The organism is Rhodoluna sp. (genome assembly GCF_044239955.1).
Taxonomy (GTDB): Bacteria; Actinomycetota; Actinomycetes; order Actinomycetales; family Microbacteriaceae; genus Rhodoluna.
Genome location: NZ_JBIIAL010000003.1, coordinates 99,442 through 115,475 on the forward strand (window position 1 = coordinate 99,442; position 16,034 = coordinate 115,475).

At 49.4% G+C, this 16,034-nt stretch carries 19 protein-coding genes; 3 read left to right on the forward strand and 16 right to left on the reverse strand.

Going from position 1 to position 16,034, the window contains the following annotated elements:
• Positions 1–10 precede the first annotated feature (10 nt).
• The 3 genes from AC9UFE_RS02510 to groES all read right to left on the reverse strand — a co-directional run bounded on the left by AC9UFE_RS02510 (position 11) and on the right by groES (position 2,805).
• Complete coding sequence (locus AC9UFE_RS02510; protein WP_509545403.1) at positions 11–1,261, reverse strand: ABC transporter substrate-binding protein; 1,251 nt, start codon at positions 1,259–1,261, stop codon at positions 11–13.
• A 261-nt stretch (positions 1,262–1,522) separates the two neighbouring features.
• Positions 1,523–2,440 (reverse strand): EamA family transporter RarD, encoded by a 918-nt coding sequence (gene rarD, locus AC9UFE_RS02515; RefSeq protein ID WP_509545404.1) that lies wholly within the window; start codon positions 2,438–2,440, stop codon positions 1,523–1,525.
• A 68-nt stretch (positions 2,441–2,508) separates the two neighbouring features.
• Positions 2,509–2,805: a co-chaperone GroES gene (gene groES / locus AC9UFE_RS02520; protein ID WP_509545405.1), complete on the reverse strand. Its 297-nt coding sequence runs from the start codon at positions 2,803–2,805 to the stop codon at positions 2,509–2,511.
• A 117-nt stretch (positions 2,806–2,922) separates the two neighbouring features.
• Here groES and AC9UFE_RS02525 point away from each other — a divergent pair, with 117 nt between their 5' ends.
• On the forward strand, positions 2,923–4,122 hold the full coding sequence (locus AC9UFE_RS02525; protein ID WP_509545406.1) for a THUMP-like domain-containing protein: 1,200 nt from the start codon (positions 2,923–2,925) through the stop codon (positions 4,120–4,122).
• Between the two features lie 14 nt (positions 4,123–4,136).
• Here the strand turns inward: AC9UFE_RS02525 and AC9UFE_RS02530 are convergent, their stop codons facing one another.
• The gene (locus AC9UFE_RS02530; RefSeq protein WP_509545407.1) at positions 4,137–4,436 is read right to left on the reverse strand and encodes a DUF4190 domain-containing protein; all 300 of its coding nucleotides are present in this window, start codon (positions 4,434–4,436) and stop codon (positions 4,137–4,139) included.
• Between the two features lie 162 nt (positions 4,437–4,598).
• Between AC9UFE_RS02530 and AC9UFE_RS02535 the strand changes: the two genes are divergently transcribed.
• Positions 4,599–5,210, forward strand: a complete 612-nt coding sequence (locus AC9UFE_RS02535; protein ID WP_509545408.1) for a LysE family translocator — start codon at positions 4,599–4,601, stop codon at positions 5,208–5,210.
• On the opposite strand, the gene tsaD is transcribed toward AC9UFE_RS02535, so the two are convergent.
• From tsaD to glmS, 7 genes are read right to left on the reverse strand one after another with little or no spacing between them, the layout of a single operon-like run.
• Positions 5,207–6,235 (reverse strand): tRNA (adenosine(37)-N6)-threonylcarbamoyltransferase complex transferase subunit TsaD, encoded by a 1,029-nt coding sequence (gene tsaD, locus AC9UFE_RS02540; protein WP_509545409.1) that lies wholly within the window; start codon positions 6,233–6,235, stop codon positions 5,207–5,209. The genes AC9UFE_RS02535 and tsaD overlap by 4 nt on opposite strands.
• Positions 6,232–6,693 (reverse strand): ribosomal protein S18-alanine N-acetyltransferase, encoded by a 462-nt coding sequence (gene rimI, locus AC9UFE_RS02545; RefSeq protein ID WP_509545410.1) that lies wholly within the window; start codon positions 6,691–6,693, stop codon positions 6,232–6,234. Before rimI ends, tsaD begins: the two co-directional genes overlap by 4 nt.
• A complete protein-coding gene (tsaB, locus tag AC9UFE_RS02550) occupies positions 6,690–7,307 on the reverse strand; it encodes a tRNA (adenosine(37)-N6)-threonylcarbamoyltransferase complex dimerization subunit type 1 TsaB (RefSeq protein WP_509545411.1) in 618 nt (205 codons plus the stop codon). Before tsaB ends, rimI begins: the two co-directional genes overlap by 4 nt.
• Before the next feature lie 8 nt (positions 7,308–7,315).
• Positions 7,316–7,789 (reverse strand): tRNA (adenosine(37)-N6)-threonylcarbamoyltransferase complex ATPase subunit type 1 TsaE, encoded by a 474-nt coding sequence (tsaE, locus tag AC9UFE_RS02555; protein WP_509545412.1) that lies wholly within the window; start codon positions 7,787–7,789, stop codon positions 7,316–7,318.
• Positions 7,786–8,883: an alanine racemase gene (gene alr / locus AC9UFE_RS02560; protein WP_509545413.1), complete on the reverse strand. Its 1,098-nt coding sequence runs from the start codon at positions 8,881–8,883 to the stop codon at positions 7,786–7,788. Before alr ends, tsaE begins: the two co-directional genes overlap by 4 nt.
• Positions 8,880–9,236: a holo-ACP synthase gene (locus tag AC9UFE_RS02565; protein WP_509545414.1), complete on the reverse strand. Its 357-nt coding sequence runs from the start codon at positions 9,234–9,236 to the stop codon at positions 8,880–8,882. The genes alr and AC9UFE_RS02565 overlap by 4 nt, the downstream gene beginning before the upstream one ends.
• Positions 9,236–11,086: a glutamine--fructose-6-phosphate transaminase (isomerizing) gene (glmS, locus tag AC9UFE_RS02570; protein ID WP_509545415.1), complete on the reverse strand. Its 1,851-nt coding sequence runs from the start codon at positions 11,084–11,086 to the stop codon at positions 9,236–9,238. Before glmS ends, AC9UFE_RS02565 begins: the two co-directional genes overlap by 1 nt.
• Before the next feature lie 29 nt (positions 11,087–11,115).
• Between glmS and coaA the strand changes: the two genes are divergently transcribed.
• Complete coding sequence (gene coaA, locus AC9UFE_RS02575; protein WP_509545416.1) at positions 11,116–12,078, forward strand: type I pantothenate kinase; 963 nt, start codon at positions 11,116–11,118, stop codon at positions 12,076–12,078.
• On the opposite strand, the gene glmM is transcribed toward coaA, so the two are convergent.
• The 5 genes from glmM to rplQ form a co-directional block, all read right to left on the reverse strand.
• On the reverse strand, positions 12,064–13,413 hold the full coding sequence (gene glmM / locus AC9UFE_RS02580; RefSeq protein ID WP_509545417.1) for a phosphoglucosamine mutase: 1,350 nt from the start codon (positions 13,411–13,413) through the stop codon (positions 12,064–12,066). The two genes, coaA and glmM, sit on opposite strands and share 15 nt — an antisense overlap.
• A 30-nt stretch (positions 13,414–13,443) precedes the next feature.
• Positions 13,444–13,938: a 30S ribosomal protein S9 gene (gene rpsI / locus AC9UFE_RS02585; protein WP_509545426.1), complete on the reverse strand. Its 495-nt coding sequence runs from the start codon at positions 13,936–13,938 to the stop codon at positions 13,444–13,446.
• Positions 13,939–13,965: 27 nt separating this feature from the next.
• Positions 13,966–14,409: a 50S ribosomal protein L13 gene (rplM, locus tag AC9UFE_RS02590; RefSeq protein WP_509545418.1), complete on the reverse strand. Its 444-nt coding sequence runs from the start codon at positions 14,407–14,409 to the stop codon at positions 13,966–13,968.
• A gap of 129 nt (positions 14,410–14,538) precedes the next feature.
• A complete protein-coding gene (gene truA, locus AC9UFE_RS02595; protein WP_509545419.1) occupies positions 14,539–15,405 on the reverse strand; it encodes a tRNA pseudouridine(38-40) synthase TruA in 867 nt (288 codons plus the stop codon).
• 9 nt (positions 15,406–15,414) lie between these two features.
• A partial coding sequence (rplQ, locus tag AC9UFE_RS02600) for a 50S ribosomal protein L17 (RefSeq protein ID WP_509545420.1) occupies positions 15,415–16,034 on the reverse strand: 620 nt, incomplete at its 5' end.

The window sequence follows — 16,034 nt, forward strand, 5'->3', positions numbered from 1 at the left end:
TAATTGATGCTTACTTGGCTGGAACGTAGGTGTTGTCGTCCTGGTAGACGTATACACCGATGCTCGCCTCGGTTGGGTCACCATTCTCATCGAATGTGATTGGACCAGAAACACCATCGTAGTCAGCGACTCCGCCGCCGATGATGATGTCAGCACACTCAGCAAAGCTGGTGCACTTGGTACCTGAACCGGAACCTCCAGAAACTTCCTGAAGCTTGCCAGCCATGTCAACGCCCTCTACAGATCCAGCAGCAAGTGCTGCAAGAGCTAGAAGAACTACTGCGTCGTATGACTCAGGTCCGTAAGAGTAAACGCCATCTAGGTCAGGGTTACCCTCTGCTACCCAGTTGTCGTTCATTCTCTGTAGGAACTCAGGAATGGTCTCAATGTCCAAACCTGGAAGAGTTCCCTTTGCGCCGGTTAGAGTGCCTGGCTCAAATACGTCTGAGAAGTTAGCAAGGTTTCCATCAACAAAGTAAAGCTTGTCAGCTGGGAAGTCGCTTAGACCAGGAATAATGGTCTTTACTTCTTCGAAGGTGATCAGAGCAATTGCGTCTGGGTTAGTTGCAAGAACTTCAGCAATCTGAGATGTGAAGTTAGTGTCACCGGTGTTGTATGTCGGTGCAGCTGTAACTTCTCCACCTGCAGCTTCGAAAGCCTCAGTTACGAAACTAGCAAGACCAGTTCCGTAGGAGTCGTTTAGAACGATCATTCCAAGTGTCTCGTGACCATCAGCAGCGATTAGGTTACCAAGAACCTCACCCTGTAGAACGTCAGAAGGAGCAGTACGGAAGTAAAGTCCCTTGTCGTCGTAGGTGCTAAGCGCAGCAGATGTGTTTGCAGGTGAGAACTGAACTACTCCAGCTCCAACAACCTGGTCGATGAACTGCAATGAAGTACCAGATGAAGCAGCACCAATGATTGCGTTAACGCCAGCGTTTAGAAGACGAGGAATCTCGGTCTCGTATGCCTTGTTGTCGGTGTCACCAGAGTCTCCCCAAGTAACCTCAACCTGAATACCCTTGTCAGCTTCGTTGATCTCCTTGATAGCAAGAGCAACACCAGCTTCTTCAGGTGGGCCTAGGAAGGCCAGGTTTCCGGTCTGCGGAAGTGCAGTACCGATCTTTAGTGTTAGCTCGCCGCCAGCAGCGCCACCGTCTCCGGTTGCTGCGCAACCAGAAAGAACCAAAGCCGCAGCGGCTAGAGTAGCAACTGCAGTAGCGGTCTTCCTGTTACGACGAGAGAATGAAAATGAGCTCATTTTTCTCCTTTATATAATGGTTTTTGAACCATTTCCTAAGATATGGTTCAAGCTCCCAAGTATAGATTGGCTGAGTTTCGAAAACCATAGCCTTCAAGCCCCACTTCACTCTTCAGGAATCCGTAGGTTTGAAATCGCCTAAAAATAGCCAAAAAAGCGTGTATTTGTAGCCAAAATGGCGAATTTGCTTCGAAATCAGTTGCCAAAAACCTTTTTTTGGGCTTTATTACAATTCGGTTTCAAATCTAGAACTAGTCTTCATTAGGAGATCTGAGGAGTTGTTTGCTTACTCCTATTGGTTAGCTGCCGGAGGGCATCGAAAGACAAAATGGCCAGGGCTAGCCACACCATAATGAACCCAAACCAACGAGCTGGTGCCATTAGCTCCTGAAAATAGAACAGCCCGAGTAAAAACTGCAGGGTCGGAGTCAAGTACTGCATGAAGCCGATATAACTTAGCGGCACTCGCTTAGCGGCCGCTCCAAAAAGCAACAGGGGAATAGCTGTTAGGAATCCATATGCTGCTAAGCCAAGCGACGGTACCAATCCGGCAGATCCAAATTGAATGCCAGAAAACATGGCTAGAAAAACCAGCTGGGCAATACCCAATGGAAGCAGCATCGTAGTTTCGATGGTGAAGCTATTCAATGCAGAAACTTTCCCGCCCAAACGATTCTTAGCAAGTCCGTAGATACCAAAAGAGAAGGCCAGCAACAAAGCAATTATTGGGGGCTGGCCAAGACTAAACGTCATCACCAAAACTGCAGCAGTGCCAAGCCCAACTGCCACCCATTGAAAGACATTAAGCTTTTCTTTCAGGAATATTGTTGCGAGCGCTATTGTGACCAGTGGATTTATGAAATACCCAAGCGAGGCTTCTATTACGTGCCCGTCCGCAACGGCAAAAACATAGACTTGCCAGTTGATGTAAATCACTACGGCAGCAAGAGATATCCAGAGAAGCTGTTTAGGCTGACTAAACACTGCTTGGTATTCAGTAAATTTCCTTGTGACCAAGATTGCGCCAATTCCAAAAACGAATCCAAAGATGACTCGCCAAACCACAATCTCAAAAGGTTCGGCGAAAGACAGTGCAGCAATCACAATTGGGAAAGAGCCCCAAATTAGGTAGGCAGAAAGACCGTAGCCAATACCTTTGCCTATCGCTTTCTCACTCACACACTAAATCTAGGGGTAAATAAAAACCCCACAAGCAAGCTAGCCTGTGGGGTTTTTACACAAAACGACTACTTGGTTACGATCGCCAATACGTCTCTGGCAGAAAGTACTAGGTACTCCTCGTTGTTGTACTTAAGCTCAGTGCCTCCATACTTGGAGAAAATCACCATATCGCCAACTGAAACATCAACTGGGATTCTTACTCCCTTGTCGTCAACGCGTCCTGGCCCAACGGCGATAACTTCAGCCTCTTGGGGCCTTTCCTGAGCTGTGTCAGGAATTACCAGACCTGAGGCAGTTACCTGCTCGGCGGCTACTGGACGAACAACAATACGATCTTCAAGCGGCTTGATTGAAACCGACATTATGACCTCTTCTTTGTCTAAGTTTTAGGTGGATTAGCACACTCGAGGCGAGAGTGCTAACTAAACAATAGCACGGGAAGAGCTGCCCGGCCAAGGCGGTCTTGGTAGCCTGTAGCGATGGAGCGCGAGGACTTTATTAGGCTAGCTAGCCCTGGAGGCCAGCTATTACTTGATGAGCTGTTCTACTCCTCCGATACCGACGTTCTCAAGATGGTGGCCCAGCTTAGAAAAGCGGGCCATGATCCAATGACAGTGGCGGCGGCCCTAACCCAGGCAAAGCTTCGAAAGAGGGCGGTAGCCAAGTTTGGTGATTTTGCCCAGGGCATGCTCTTTACCGAGGCCGGATTGGAGCAGGCCTCCAGGCTCAAAGTGGCTGCCCTGCACGCTGGCAGGTTCCGGGCAGCTGGCATAAAAGAGGTAGCGGATCTGGGTTGTGGAATTGGTGCCGAATCAATGGCTATGGCCGCACTTGATATAACAGTCCGAGCCTTTGAAATTGATGAGGTGACAGCAGCCGTTGCTACCTATAACCTAGCGGCCTTTGAAAACGTCACGGTAGAGCAAGAAAATGTTGAGGAGCTGGATCTTTCCCAGTTCGAAGCTCTCTTTCTGGATCCAGCTCGAAGGGATCTGAAAGGGCCCAAAAGAGCGGAGGCTCAGAGGCACTTTGATCCGGCGAACTACTCACCGAATTTTGATTTCTGTCTGGCGGCCGCCCGCACTAAACCAACCGGGATAAAACTAGGTCCTGGCCACGACAAGCGGCAAATTCCGAATGACGCCGAAGCCCAGTGGGTTTCAGTTGAAGGCGATTTAGTTGAACTTGGATTGTGGTTTGGTTCACTCAAGCGCAACAGCGTTGCGCGCTCGGCACTTTTTCTGGACTCTGCTGGCCAACACGAGATCACCTCTTCTCAGACTGACAGTCCTAACGCACCACTTGGTGAGCTAGGAAAGTATGTTTACGAACCTGATAACTCGCTCATTCGTTCTAGATTGATTTCGGATTTTGCCGGACCAATGGACTTAAAAATTATCAGTCCCGACATTGCGTATCTAACTTCAGATGAAAAAATCAGCTCGCCATGGATGCGTGGGTTTGAAGTCATCGACAACCTGGTCTTTGACCGTAAGCAGCTGAAAGCTTACGTAAAGAAAAATGGAATTGGTGTTTTGGAAATCAAAAAGAGGGGTTCCGATATATCACCCGAAGAGCTGCGGCGTGAACTCTCGCCCAAAGGGGAAGGCGCCGCCACCCTGGTAGTTACCAGAGTGGGCGACGCCCACCGAGTGCTAGTCACACAACCCATCAGCTGACTAGAAGTTTTTTGTTAGTAGTCCCAACCCATTCGGTCTCCCATGTCCATTCCATAGCGGCCCTTTAGGTAAGTTCCGGCAATTAGGAATCCAATGCTCGTGAGAACCCAGAAACCGATTGTTACGTAACCCACGATGGTTCCGGCCAACGCTAAGCCACGTCCGCTTTCGCGAGATTTCTTAATCTGAGTCAAAGCAACGTGACCTGTGATGATCGCCGCTACCGCTCCAATCGAGGTTAGGGCTGTAGCGATTGAAACAACCGCCAGGGTGTTTAGTTTTGTGAAATCAAACTTCTTATCTTTTTCGGCCATAGTTGGCTCCTTCTATTGGTTTACCTGTTTCCATTTGAGCACTTGAGGCTGTGTATAGACTCCGGTTTAGCCGTTAGTAGGCTGTGAGAATAAACGGCTAGGTTTTGGCCACACTTGCTAGAACCGCCATAATTAGAGAAATTGGTGCTGGGAGATTTCTGCATGGAACTAGGTAACTGGGTTCTCTACCTTCTAGCAGTAACCGGCCTCACCCTAACCCCTGGCCCTAATGGCCTCTTGGCCCTAACTCACGGGGCCATTTACGGTCGCCGTAAAACACTTTCGACCATTTTGGGTGGCTCCGTTGGATTCGCTACCGTCATTGCCTTGTCGATGTTTGGAATCGGTGCCCTGCTAGCAGCATCAGTTGAGATACTCACGGTGCTCAAATTTGTTGGTGGAGCGTATTTGATATGGCTCGGAATTTCAGTTTGGCGCTCTCCTGCTATTGGTGCGCAAGATACCAAACCGGTTAGTAACGTGAAGGGTTCTTACCTTTTTAGACAAGGTGCTCTAGCGGCACTCACTAACCCAAAAGGAATATTATTTTTTGTGGCATTCTTGCCGCAATTTATCGATCCAAGTATTTCTCTATTCGCGCAATTTGTAGTTATGGCGATGACTTTTGTTGTCATTGAGTTTATTTACGAGTACGTGGTAGCTTCGCTTGCCAATACCTTAAAGCCCGCCTTAGTCAAGTTTGGGAAACGGGCAAACCAGGTCTTTGGTGGAATTTTCATAGCAATTGGAATTGCTCTGCCGCTTCGCGGCTAGAAATCAATAGTTGAGTAAACCCCAAAGTCAAGATCATTTGGCTTCACTCCAGTCATAACCATCTGAGCGCCAAGCGATGCAATCATCGCACCATTGTCTGTGCAGAGAGAAAACGCTGGGATCCGAAGTTCGACTCCTGCCTCGGCACACCGGGTCGCTGCAACTTCGCGAAGTCTAGAGTTGGCCACAACGCCGCCTCCAAGAATCAGTCTTGGAACATCGTTTTCAAGACATGCATTGATGGCTTTGGTGACCAGCACATCGACAACTGCCTCCCGAAACGAAGCGGCAACGTCTGGAATAGAAATTGTTTCATTCTTTGATTCGGCCAGCTCGACGTGTCTTGCAACAGCAGTTTTTAGGCCTGAGAAACTGAAGTTATAGCGGTTATGTTCCATGTCCTTGGGTAGGCTCAGTCCCCTTGGGAAACGGATAGCCTTTGGGTCGCCTTCCTTAGCTGCCTTGTCTATCTCGGGCCCGCCCGGATAGGCCAGGCCAAGCACCCGAGCAACCTTGTCAAAGGCCTCACCTGCGGCATCATCCACGGTCTCCCCTAGCAATTCCACGTCATTCAAGATGTCCCGAACTAGCAATAAAGAGGTGTGACCTCCGCTTACCAGTAGCGCCACAGTTGGGGTTTCGAGTTTTCCTCGTTCCAAGATATCCACCGCCACGTGAGCGACCAGGTGATTGACCGCGTAAATGGGCTTGTTCAACGAGACCGCTAAGGCTTTAGCCGCACCCACCCCAACCATTAGGGCTCCCGCGAGTCCCGGTCCATTGGTTACAGCTATGGCATCAACCTGATCGATTGAAATGTTTGCATCAGTTAGTGCTTTGGCTAAAACTGACTCAAGGGCTTCTAGGTGGGCACGGGCTGCGATCTCTGGAACCACACCACCGAATCTTGCATGCTGATCCATCGAAGAAGAGATTACATTGGCAAGTAACTTGTTGCCCTGAACAATTCCAATTCCAGTTTCATCACAACTTGTTTCAATTCCCAAAACTATAGGTGCGCTCATTCTTGAACCTCCAATTCAAGACGCATCACAATTGCAGCAACGCCATCTGGTTGGTAATAATTTTCACGTCGGTCAATAGCTTTGAAGCCAAGAGAGCTATACAAACTCTGCGGAGTTGGTTTATCCTCGCGCACTTCAAGAAAAACTTCTTTCGCTTTTTGCTCTCTGGCAAAATCTAGAAGACTTGCCATAAGCTTTCGCCCGATTCCTTGGTTGCGGTGGCTTTCGCTAACAGCAATGGTTTGAATATCAGAGCTAGTTGAAGTAGGCAGTTTGCTGAGGCCCGCGTAGCCAATCAAGGAATTACCTTCTTCGGCAACAACGTAGCTTGTGTGCGGTGCGAGTAACTCACTTTTCATATTTGATTTAGACCAGGCGTCATTAGCAAAACATGATTTTTCAATTTGCATGATTTGCTCAAGGTCAGCTTCGGTGGCAATTCTTATCTGGTGGCTCATCCAGAAACCTTCTTAGGGTTTGCGAAAGTGGCGTCAGGCTCCCTGAGGTAATTGGCCTGGATGTGGCCAGCCGGGCCACCTTCTAGTAGCTGGGCAATAGCCAGTAACCCCAAGGAAGCTGCGGAAACCGGATCTGAAACAAGCCGATAGTGCTGAGCTTCGCTTTGGAGCCGGGCTTCGAGATCAGCTTGCTTGCTGACACCTGGGACCAACAGGGCCTCAGGGATCCCGTTGGGGCTCTTGCTTTGATAAAGCGCATAGTAAACCTCAGACCTTCTGGCATCTGCGATTACCAAGGTTGGCTCAGCAAGGTCTAACCCAAAAGCAATAGCGTCTAAAGAGCCAACGCCATGCAGAGTCGCTTTTGAACCAGCCGCAAACATTTTGGCAGCTGCAATTCCTACCCTCAGCCCAGTGAAGGGTCCAGGCCCAATCCCCACAGCTACGTGGGTAACTTCAGCTGCACTCACTCCGGCTTGCTCAACACAGCCAGCAATAAGTGTCCCGATGTTTTCTGCATGACGCATAGGGTTTGAATCGGTGGCTTCCGATAAAACTTTGCCATCAGCCAGAACGGCAACTGAGGTGCCCTGCGAGGTGTCGATTGCTAACATGATCTGCTTCAATTTGTCTCACCCAGAAATTTTGATACATCACTAAATCTGCCTTGACCGGAAAAAGTTAGCTTGCGGTCTTCGGATTCTAGAAATCTTTCAATGTTAACTTCGACCAAAGATTCAGTAAGACCGTCAGTAAAACCCTTGCCCCACTCGATAACCGAAATAGAGTTTTGGTAATCGATGTCCAAATCATCTAATTCCCTAGGGGCAGACAGCCGATAGGCATCGATGTGAACAAAGTGTGTGCCAGATTTTGTTGGGTGAGTGCGGGCAATTAGGAATGTCGGCGAGGAAATGCTACCCTGCACCCCAACGCCTTCTCCGATTGCTTTAGTTAAGGTTGTTTTTCCAGCACCTAGAACACCATTTAGCGAAACCAAATCTCCTGGCTCCAACAACGAACCCAAGCGAATGCCAAGCTCATGCATTTGGTTCTCGTTCTTGATCAAAATCGAAAGTTGCTTATGGGCGTTCAACGATAGACCCGCTTTGCCCGGCCGCCCATCTTGGTTACGATTTCATAATTGATCGTGCCGGCCGCCAGGGCTAGATCTTCGGCACTTGGCTCACCTTTGGTGCTATCGCCGATTATCACAACCTCATCGCCGACTTCGGCGCTGTCGCTACCCAAATCCAAAATGAACTGATCCATGGCCACCCTGCCTAGAACTGGGTATTTCTTGCCATTTAGAGACACCTCGGCTTTCCCGGTCGCTACTCTCGGGAACCCTTCTGTATAACCGAATGGCACTAAGGCAAGCGTGGACGAAGCTTTGGTTCGGTGCAGGTAGCCATAGCTAACGCCGTGGCCTGCGGGCACCTTCTTGATGTGCACCACTTCAGAGGTGACTCTCATCGCAGGCAACAGGCCATGATCCCTAGCAATTACCTCCGTGCTGGGGTCAATTCCATACATAGCCGCACCGACTCGAACCATGTCCAATCTGGTACTTGGATATCGCAAAGCCGCGAGGCTAGCGGCGATGTGACGAATCTTGAAACTTGCACCAAGACTGGTTGCAGTCTCGATCGCTTCTTCAAATACTCGAAGTTGCTCTAGATCGTCTTTCTCGCTGGTTCCAGATAGATGTGAAAAAACTCCAACGAGATCAATAGCTCCGCTGGCTGAAAGCTCAACTGCTCTTTTGATCAGCTCAGGCCAGCTCGCTAGATCAGCCCCGTTTCTACCGAGTCCGGTGTCGACTTTTAGGTGCACCTTGGCAACCTTGCCAACTTTCTTTGCAGCATTTGCAATGTTTTCCAAAGTTGCAATAGCAGATGCTCCAAGTTGAATGTCACTACTTATGGCTTCTTCAAACTTTGTGTTTTTGCTGTGAAGCCAAGCCATGATTGGAGATTTAATTCCAACTTGCCGAAGCTCCATGGCTTCTTCGATATCAGCAGTTCCAAGAAGATCGACACCAATTGAGTCGAGTTTTTTGGAAACTTCAATCATTCCGTGCCCAAATGCGTCAGCTTTGACAATTGCCATTACTTGACCGCCAGTTAGCTTCTTTAGAGTTTTGTAATTCGAGGCAATCGCTTCCAAATCAATAGTGATCGTTCTCAATTTGCCACCTCGGCAACGACGTAGGCAACTGCCATGTTTCCATCGTGACTTAGCGAAAGATGAAATTGGCTAATGCCGTGGGATTTAATGGTCTGCTCGGTCTCGCCAGTGAATTCAAAATAGGGCTTACCGTCTTGATCCTTGGCAACGCTCACGCCTTGAAAAGATAGACCCTTGGCTTTGCCAACGGCTTTCACAAGTGCCTCCTTGGCTGCGAATCTGGCAGCTAGGGATTGGGATGAGAGATCTCGCTCGCTCTCGGTAAATAATCGCTCTCGAAGCTTTGGGGTTTGGTCTAGGGCTTTTTCGAATCTTTCGATGTCAACCAGATCAACGCCGATTCCAAAAATCATTACTCTACCGTGACTGATTTGGCCAAGTTCCTCGGTTGATCTACGTCGAGACCCTTAGCGGTTGCTAACTCCATGGCAAATGCTTGAAGTGGAATTACAGTCAAGATTGGGGCCATGAGCCACTCTGTGGCAGGTACGTACCAAACGTTGGTCGCATAGTTTGCAACCTCCATGTCACCCTGGACTGCAATAGCTATTACTTCAGCGCCACGGGCCTTGATTTCTTGAATGTTGGAAACGACCTTCGGGTGCAGTGGGTCCTCTGGTGCTGGAAGAATAACAATCACCGGCTGACCCTGCTCAATTAGTGCAATAGGGCCGTGCTTTAGTTCCCCAGCGGCAAACCCTTCAGCGTGGATATAGGCCAGCTCTTTGAGCTTTAGCGCCCCTTCCATTGCCACTGGGAAGCCAACGTTCCTACCCAAAAACAAGACGGTCTTGGCTTTTTCCATCTTCTTGGCAAGCTCAGCAACCTGACCAAGTGAAGCAAGGGTCTCTTCCACCTTTGCTGGAAGCTTCAACAGCTCTTTCCCAAGAGCCATAATTTGATTGCGATCAAGAATCGCTCGATTGGTTGCAAGGAATAGGGCAAGTAGATATACCGCAGTCATCTGAGCTGTCAGGGCTTTGGTTGAAGCTACGGCCACCTCAGGACCGGCGTGAGTATAAATAACTGCATCGCTCTCCCGGGCCAAGGTTGCTCCCTGAGTATTGCAAATAGCCAACACCTTGGCACCTTGTTCTCTAGCAAAGCGAGTTGCCATCAGGGTGTCCATGGTTTCACCAGATTGGCTAATGGCGACAATCAGGGTCTTTGAAGTAAGTATTGGGTCGCGGTATCTAAACTCGTGAGCAAGCTCAACCGAAACTGGGATCTTGGCCCACTTCTCGATTGCGTACTTAGCTATCTCGCCGGCGTAGCTTGCTGTTCCGCAGGCAACAACAATGATGCGTTCGATTTCGTCGAAGTATTTCTTATCGAGAGCATCCAAATCTCTTAGGGCAACAAGACCATCGGAGTTAATTCTTCCCATCATGGTGTCTGCTACCGCTTGTGGCTGATCAGCAATTTCTTTAGCCATGAATGATGGCCAGCCACCCTTGGAGGCCTGGGATGCATCCCAGTCAATTTCAAACTCTTTACTTACTACTGGTGTTCCATCAAAGTTAGTGACGCTCACGCCAGAAGAACTTAGGCTGACAATCTGATCTTGGCCCACGGAGATTGCCCGCTTGGTGTGCTCAACAAAAGCCGCCACGTCACTTCCTAAGAAGTTCTCGCCGTCTCCAAGGCCAATAACAAGTGGTGCATTTCTTCTGGCAGCCAAAATTAGGTCAGGAAATTCCTCGTGGATAATCAAGATTGTAAAGGCACCGTGCAGGCGATTCACTACCCGGCCAAAGGCATAAGCCAGGTCTCCAGATTTATCAAACTCTTTGGCAATCAAGTGTGCCGCCACCTCAGAGTCTGTCTCGCTGGCAAAGTTAGTGCCCGATGCCAAAAGTTCGTTCTTTAGTTCAGCGAAGTTCTCAATGATTCCATTGTGAATCAGGGCAAGTTTTGAATGAGAGCCACCTAGGTGAGGGTGGGCGTTTTGATCAGTTGGGGCACCGTGGGTTGCCCACCTAGTGTGACCGATTCCAGTCTTTGAAGGCTCCAGTGGGTTGGCTTCTATGTCTGCAACCAGGTTATCTAGCTTTCCGGCTTTCTTCCTGGTCTCCAGGGTTCCATGCGCGGTGATGATAGAAATACCCGCGGAGTCATATCCTCGGTACTCGAGGCGCCTCAATCCCCCAAGGATTACATCTTTGGTTGATTTCGGTCCTGCATATCCAACTATTCCGCACATACCTCTAATTTACGGCAGAATGGCTTGTTGTGAGTGCTTCCGCTTCCCCTTCAACCCCTATAAACCAGGGCGAGCTGACCCCATTTGTTGAAATATTGCGATCCGATTGGTCTCGGTTAGGAAATTCAACAAAGCAACCTTTAACCGAGTCAGAAATCTCTCAAATCAGAGGTCTTGGTGACTTTCTTGACCTCACCGAAGTCGCAGAAGTCTATTTGCCACTTAGTCGGTTCCTAAATTTATACGTCACCAAGCACGCTGACATTCACAAAGCAACAAGTGAATTCTTAGGCGAGCGTGCTAAGCCCGTGCCATTCATTATTGGTGTTGCTGGTTCGGTGGCTGTTGGTAAATCAACTGTTTCAAGATTGCTCAAGGAACTTCTAAGTCGTTGGGAAGGAACCCCCCAGGTTGCACTGGTAACAACCGATGGATTCCTATATCCAAACAAGGAACTTGAGAATAGAACTCTTATGGAGCGAAAGGGTTTTCCTGAATCTTATGATCGCTTAGCGCTTATCAAGTTTGTTTCGGACATCAAAAGTGGAAAAAAGAAAGTTTCGGCACCGGTTTATTCGCACCTAACTTATGACATCGTCCCGGGCGAAGAGGTAGTTGTTGACTCACCGGATGTTTTGATAATTGAGGGCCTGAACGTTCTCCAGGGTCCGGGTCCGGATCAAGATCTTACCTTGAGCGATTTCTTTGACTTCAAGATATTCGTTGATGCGGAAACTCAAAACATCTCCAAGTGGTTCCTAAACAGATTCCATGCACTACGCGAGTCGGCCTTTACTAACCCGGAAAGTTACTTTCACCGCTACGCCGAGATGCCTCTAGAAAAGGCCCTGGCCCGCGCCACCGAAATTTGGGAAACCATAAACTTGACTAACTTGACTGAGAACATCCTGCCCACAAGATCCAGGGCTACTTTGGTTTTGAAAAAAGGTGACAATCACCGGGTGGAAAGCGTGCTGCTAAGAAAGCTTTAGCTGCTTTTCAACCACCCTGGCGATTCGCTCGGCCCAGCTCTGGGCTGTTCCAGCATCTTGGGCTTCAACCATCACACGCACCAGTGGCTCTGTTCCAGAGGCTCTAAGTAGCACTCGACCGGTTTCGCCAAGCTCGGTTTTTGCCTCTTGGACTACTTTTTGTAGCTCTGGGTCGGAATTAACCTTGGACTTGTCCACTTCTGGAACGTTGATTAGCACCTGCGGGTAAACCTTCATCGCACTTGCTAGTTCCTGCAGGCTCTTTCCGGTTGAGCTCATCTGGGCTAGAAGCTGTAAGCCAGTGAGGATCCCATCACCCGTGGTGGCATGTCTTGCAAAAATAAGGTGACCTGACTGCTCGCCTCCTAGGGTGTATCCGCCTTCACGGATCACTTCGAGAACGTAGCGGTCCCCAACCTTAGTTTCAATCATTTCAATACCGGCTTGCTTCATGGCAATTTTTAGACCTAAGTTACTCATCACGGTTGCAACCAATGTGTTGCGCGATAGATCGCCGCGTGATTTTGCAGCCACTGCCAAGATTGCCATGATCTGATCGCCATCCACGATGGCTCCAGTTGCATCAACTGCCAAGGTTCTGTCGGCATCACCATCGTGAGCGATTCCAACATCAGCACCGTGTTCAACTACCGCGGCCTGCAACGCGCTCAAGTGTGTCGAGCCGCAACCCAGGTTGATGTTGTAACCATCAGGTTCGTTTCCAATTACAACAACTTCGGCACCGGCATCATGAAATGCTTTAGGTGCAAGATCAGATGCGGCACCGTTGGCACAATCCACCACAACTTTGATTCCCTTAAGGCTGTTAGGAAGTGTTCCTTGAAGGTGAACCAGGTAGCGGCTCTTTGCATCTGCAAAAGATTTTACGTGACCAATCTCTGCTCCAATTGGGGTTAGGGGTTTGGCAGAAAGAGCCGCTTCAATTGCATCCTCGACCGCGTCGTCTAACTTGTGGCCACCGCGGGAGAAAAACTTGATTCCGTTATCCGGCGCTGGGTTGTGAGATGCGGAGATCATGACCCCGAAGTCGGCGTCCAAGTCAGCTGTCAAAAAAGAGGTCGCTGGAGTTGGGATAACGCCAGCGTCAAATACGTCAACGCCGCTACTTGCCAAACCTGCCGAAATTGCAGCAGCTAGAAACTCACCGGAAATTCTTGGGTCGCGCCCGATAACAGCAATTGGTTTTTGTCCTCTGGCTCTAGCCTGCTCACCTAAAACGATTGCTGCAGCTTGAGCTAGCTTTAGGGCTGATTCTGATGTGATGTCTCTATTAGCAAGACCTCGAACACCGTCGGTACCGAATAACCGGGACATGATAGAAAGGTTAGCGAAATCTTTTGAAGATTAGCGCTTGCTGAACTGAGAAGCCTTTCTAGCCTTCTTTAGTCCAGCCTTCTTACGCTCCTTGATGCGGGAGTCGCGAGATAGGAAGCCACTCTTTTTTAGAGTTGCGCGGTTGTTGTCCTTGTCGATCTCGTTTAGGGCACGAGAGATACCTAGGCGAAGAGCGCCGGCTTGACCTGCAACTCCTCCACCAGAAATCTTTGCAATTACGTCGTAGCTTCCGGAAAGTTCCAAAACTGTAAATGGGTCCTGCACTAGCTGCTGGTGCAATTTGTTTGGGAAGTACTCAGCAAGAGCTCTTCCGTTAACTTTGATAACACCGGTTCCTGGAACCATGCGAACACGAGCGATTGCTTCCTTACGACGACCAAGACCTGCACCTGGAACAGTTAGCGGGGCACGTACCTTTTTGGTTTCGGCCTTCACTGCTTCTGCAGGAGTCTCGGTTGAGTAGCTAGTAGCTTCTACTTCGGTTTCGTTTTTTGGCAAGGTGATCCTCTAGTTTTCTTATTTAGCCAGTTGTTACTGGGCTACCTGATCAATTACAAATTGGGTTGGCTTCTGTGCGGCGTGCGGGTGCTCGCTGCCCTTGTATACCTTTAGCTTGGCTAGCTGATCGCGACCAAGAGAGTTCTTAGGAATCATTCCGCGGATAGCTTTTTCAACAGCCTTCTCAGGAGTCTTTTCCAAAAGCTCGGAATAAGTTGTAGCGGTTAGTCCACCTGGGTAACCAGAGTGACGGTAAGCCTTTTTCTGCAACAGCTTGGATCCGGTTAGTGCAACCTTGTCAGCGTTGATGATGATTACGAAATCGCCGTTGTCCATGTGAGGAGCAAAGGTTGGCTTGTGCTTGCCGCGCAACAGAGTTGCCGCCTGGGTTGCCAAACGACCCAGCACAACATCAGTGGCGTCAATGATTAACCACTTGTTGTCTAGCTCATGAGCCTTTGGAGAATAGGTACGCACGCTAATTTGCCTTACTTTTCTTAGTCGATTTCATGTTTCCAGCCTTGGGGCTTGGATTCATTGTGCAATGGTCCTTACGAACCGCAACAAGTTACTAGTTTAGGCCCTGCCAAGCGGCTTGGTCAAACCCTAATTTTCGTCCAGAACCCTTCTTTTACGGGTGTTTTGGGCCTGAATACCCATCCTGGAGTCCTTGGGGTAACCAACCTCGATCAGGCTCAAACCCTTGGCCGCAACCACCTTCAGTGACCCTGCCCTAGATCCAGATTTCAGACGTTTTTGAACATCCGAAACGCTCGCCCGACCCCGACCCACGGCAACCAAAGCCCCAACAATGGATCGAACCATGTTGTGACAGAAGGCATCACCCTTGACTTCGATTTCAATGATTCGGCCCTTGCTTTGGTTTCTGGAAATCTTGATTGAACGAAGCCTGCGGATGGTGGTGGCTCCTGGTCGCGGCTTGCAAAAACCCCCAAAGTCATGAAGGCCAACCAAAACCTTGGCCGCCTGCTTCATTGGCTTTAGATCAAGCTCAGGCTTTACCTCCAAAACGTATCTAGCATCTAGTGGATCAACAAAGCAGTTCTTGTCGGCTATCCGGTAGCGATATCTTCTAAAAGTGGCCGAGTATCTAGCGTCAAATCCCTCTGGCGCAACATCAAAACTAAAGACCCGAATGTCTTTTGGTAGAGCGGTATTTACTCGCCCTGCAACATCTGGGTTTCGACCGATGCGCTTTAGTTGAGAAGAAGTTAGATCAAGGTGTGCAACCTGATGCTGAGCATGAACACCAGCATCGGTTCTTCCAGCAATTCGAAGTTTGAAATCAGAGTCATCTTTTCCAAAGATGACAGCAACGGCCTTTACAAGTTCCGCTTGAACAGTTCGAAGCCCAGGCTGTTTGGCGAAGCCGCTGAAGTCCGTGCCGTCGTAGCCAAAGTCGATCCGGTAACGACAAAACCCGTCGACCGGCAGGTCAACGGGTTTAGTCATTTCTAAGAACTACTTGCTCTCTTCTTCAGAAGCTGGAGCTTCTTCAGCAGGAGCCTCGGCAGCAGCCTCGGCTACTAGCTCTTCGGTAGCAGCCTCTGCAGCTGGAGCTTCTTCGGCAGGAGCCTCAACAACAGCTTCGGCAGCTGCAGTTTCAACTACTGTTTCTTCAACTGGGGTCTCTGCTACTACTTCTTCGGCCACAACTTCTTCTGCAACAACCTCAGCTTTTGGAGCTGCCTTTACTGCATTTTCAAGCTTTGGCTTCTTGTTCATCTTCTTAGGTGACACTGGGTCAAGCACCAATTCGATTACTGCCATAGGAGCGTTGTCGCCCTTACGGAAACCGAGCTTGGTGATGCGGGTGTAGCCACCCTGACGCTCAGCTACCTGAGGTGCGATGTTTACAAACAGCTCGTGAACTACGTTTCTGTCAGTGATTGACTGCATAACGCGTCTGCGAGAGTGTAGGTCGCCACGCTTTGCGAAGGTAACTAGTCGCTCGGCAACTGGGCGAAGACGCTTTGCCTTGACCTCGGTTGTGGTGACAGATTTGTTGATGAACAGCGAGCGAGCCATGTTGGCAAGCAACATTCTCTCGTGAGCTGGTCCGCCACCTAGACGTGGGCCCT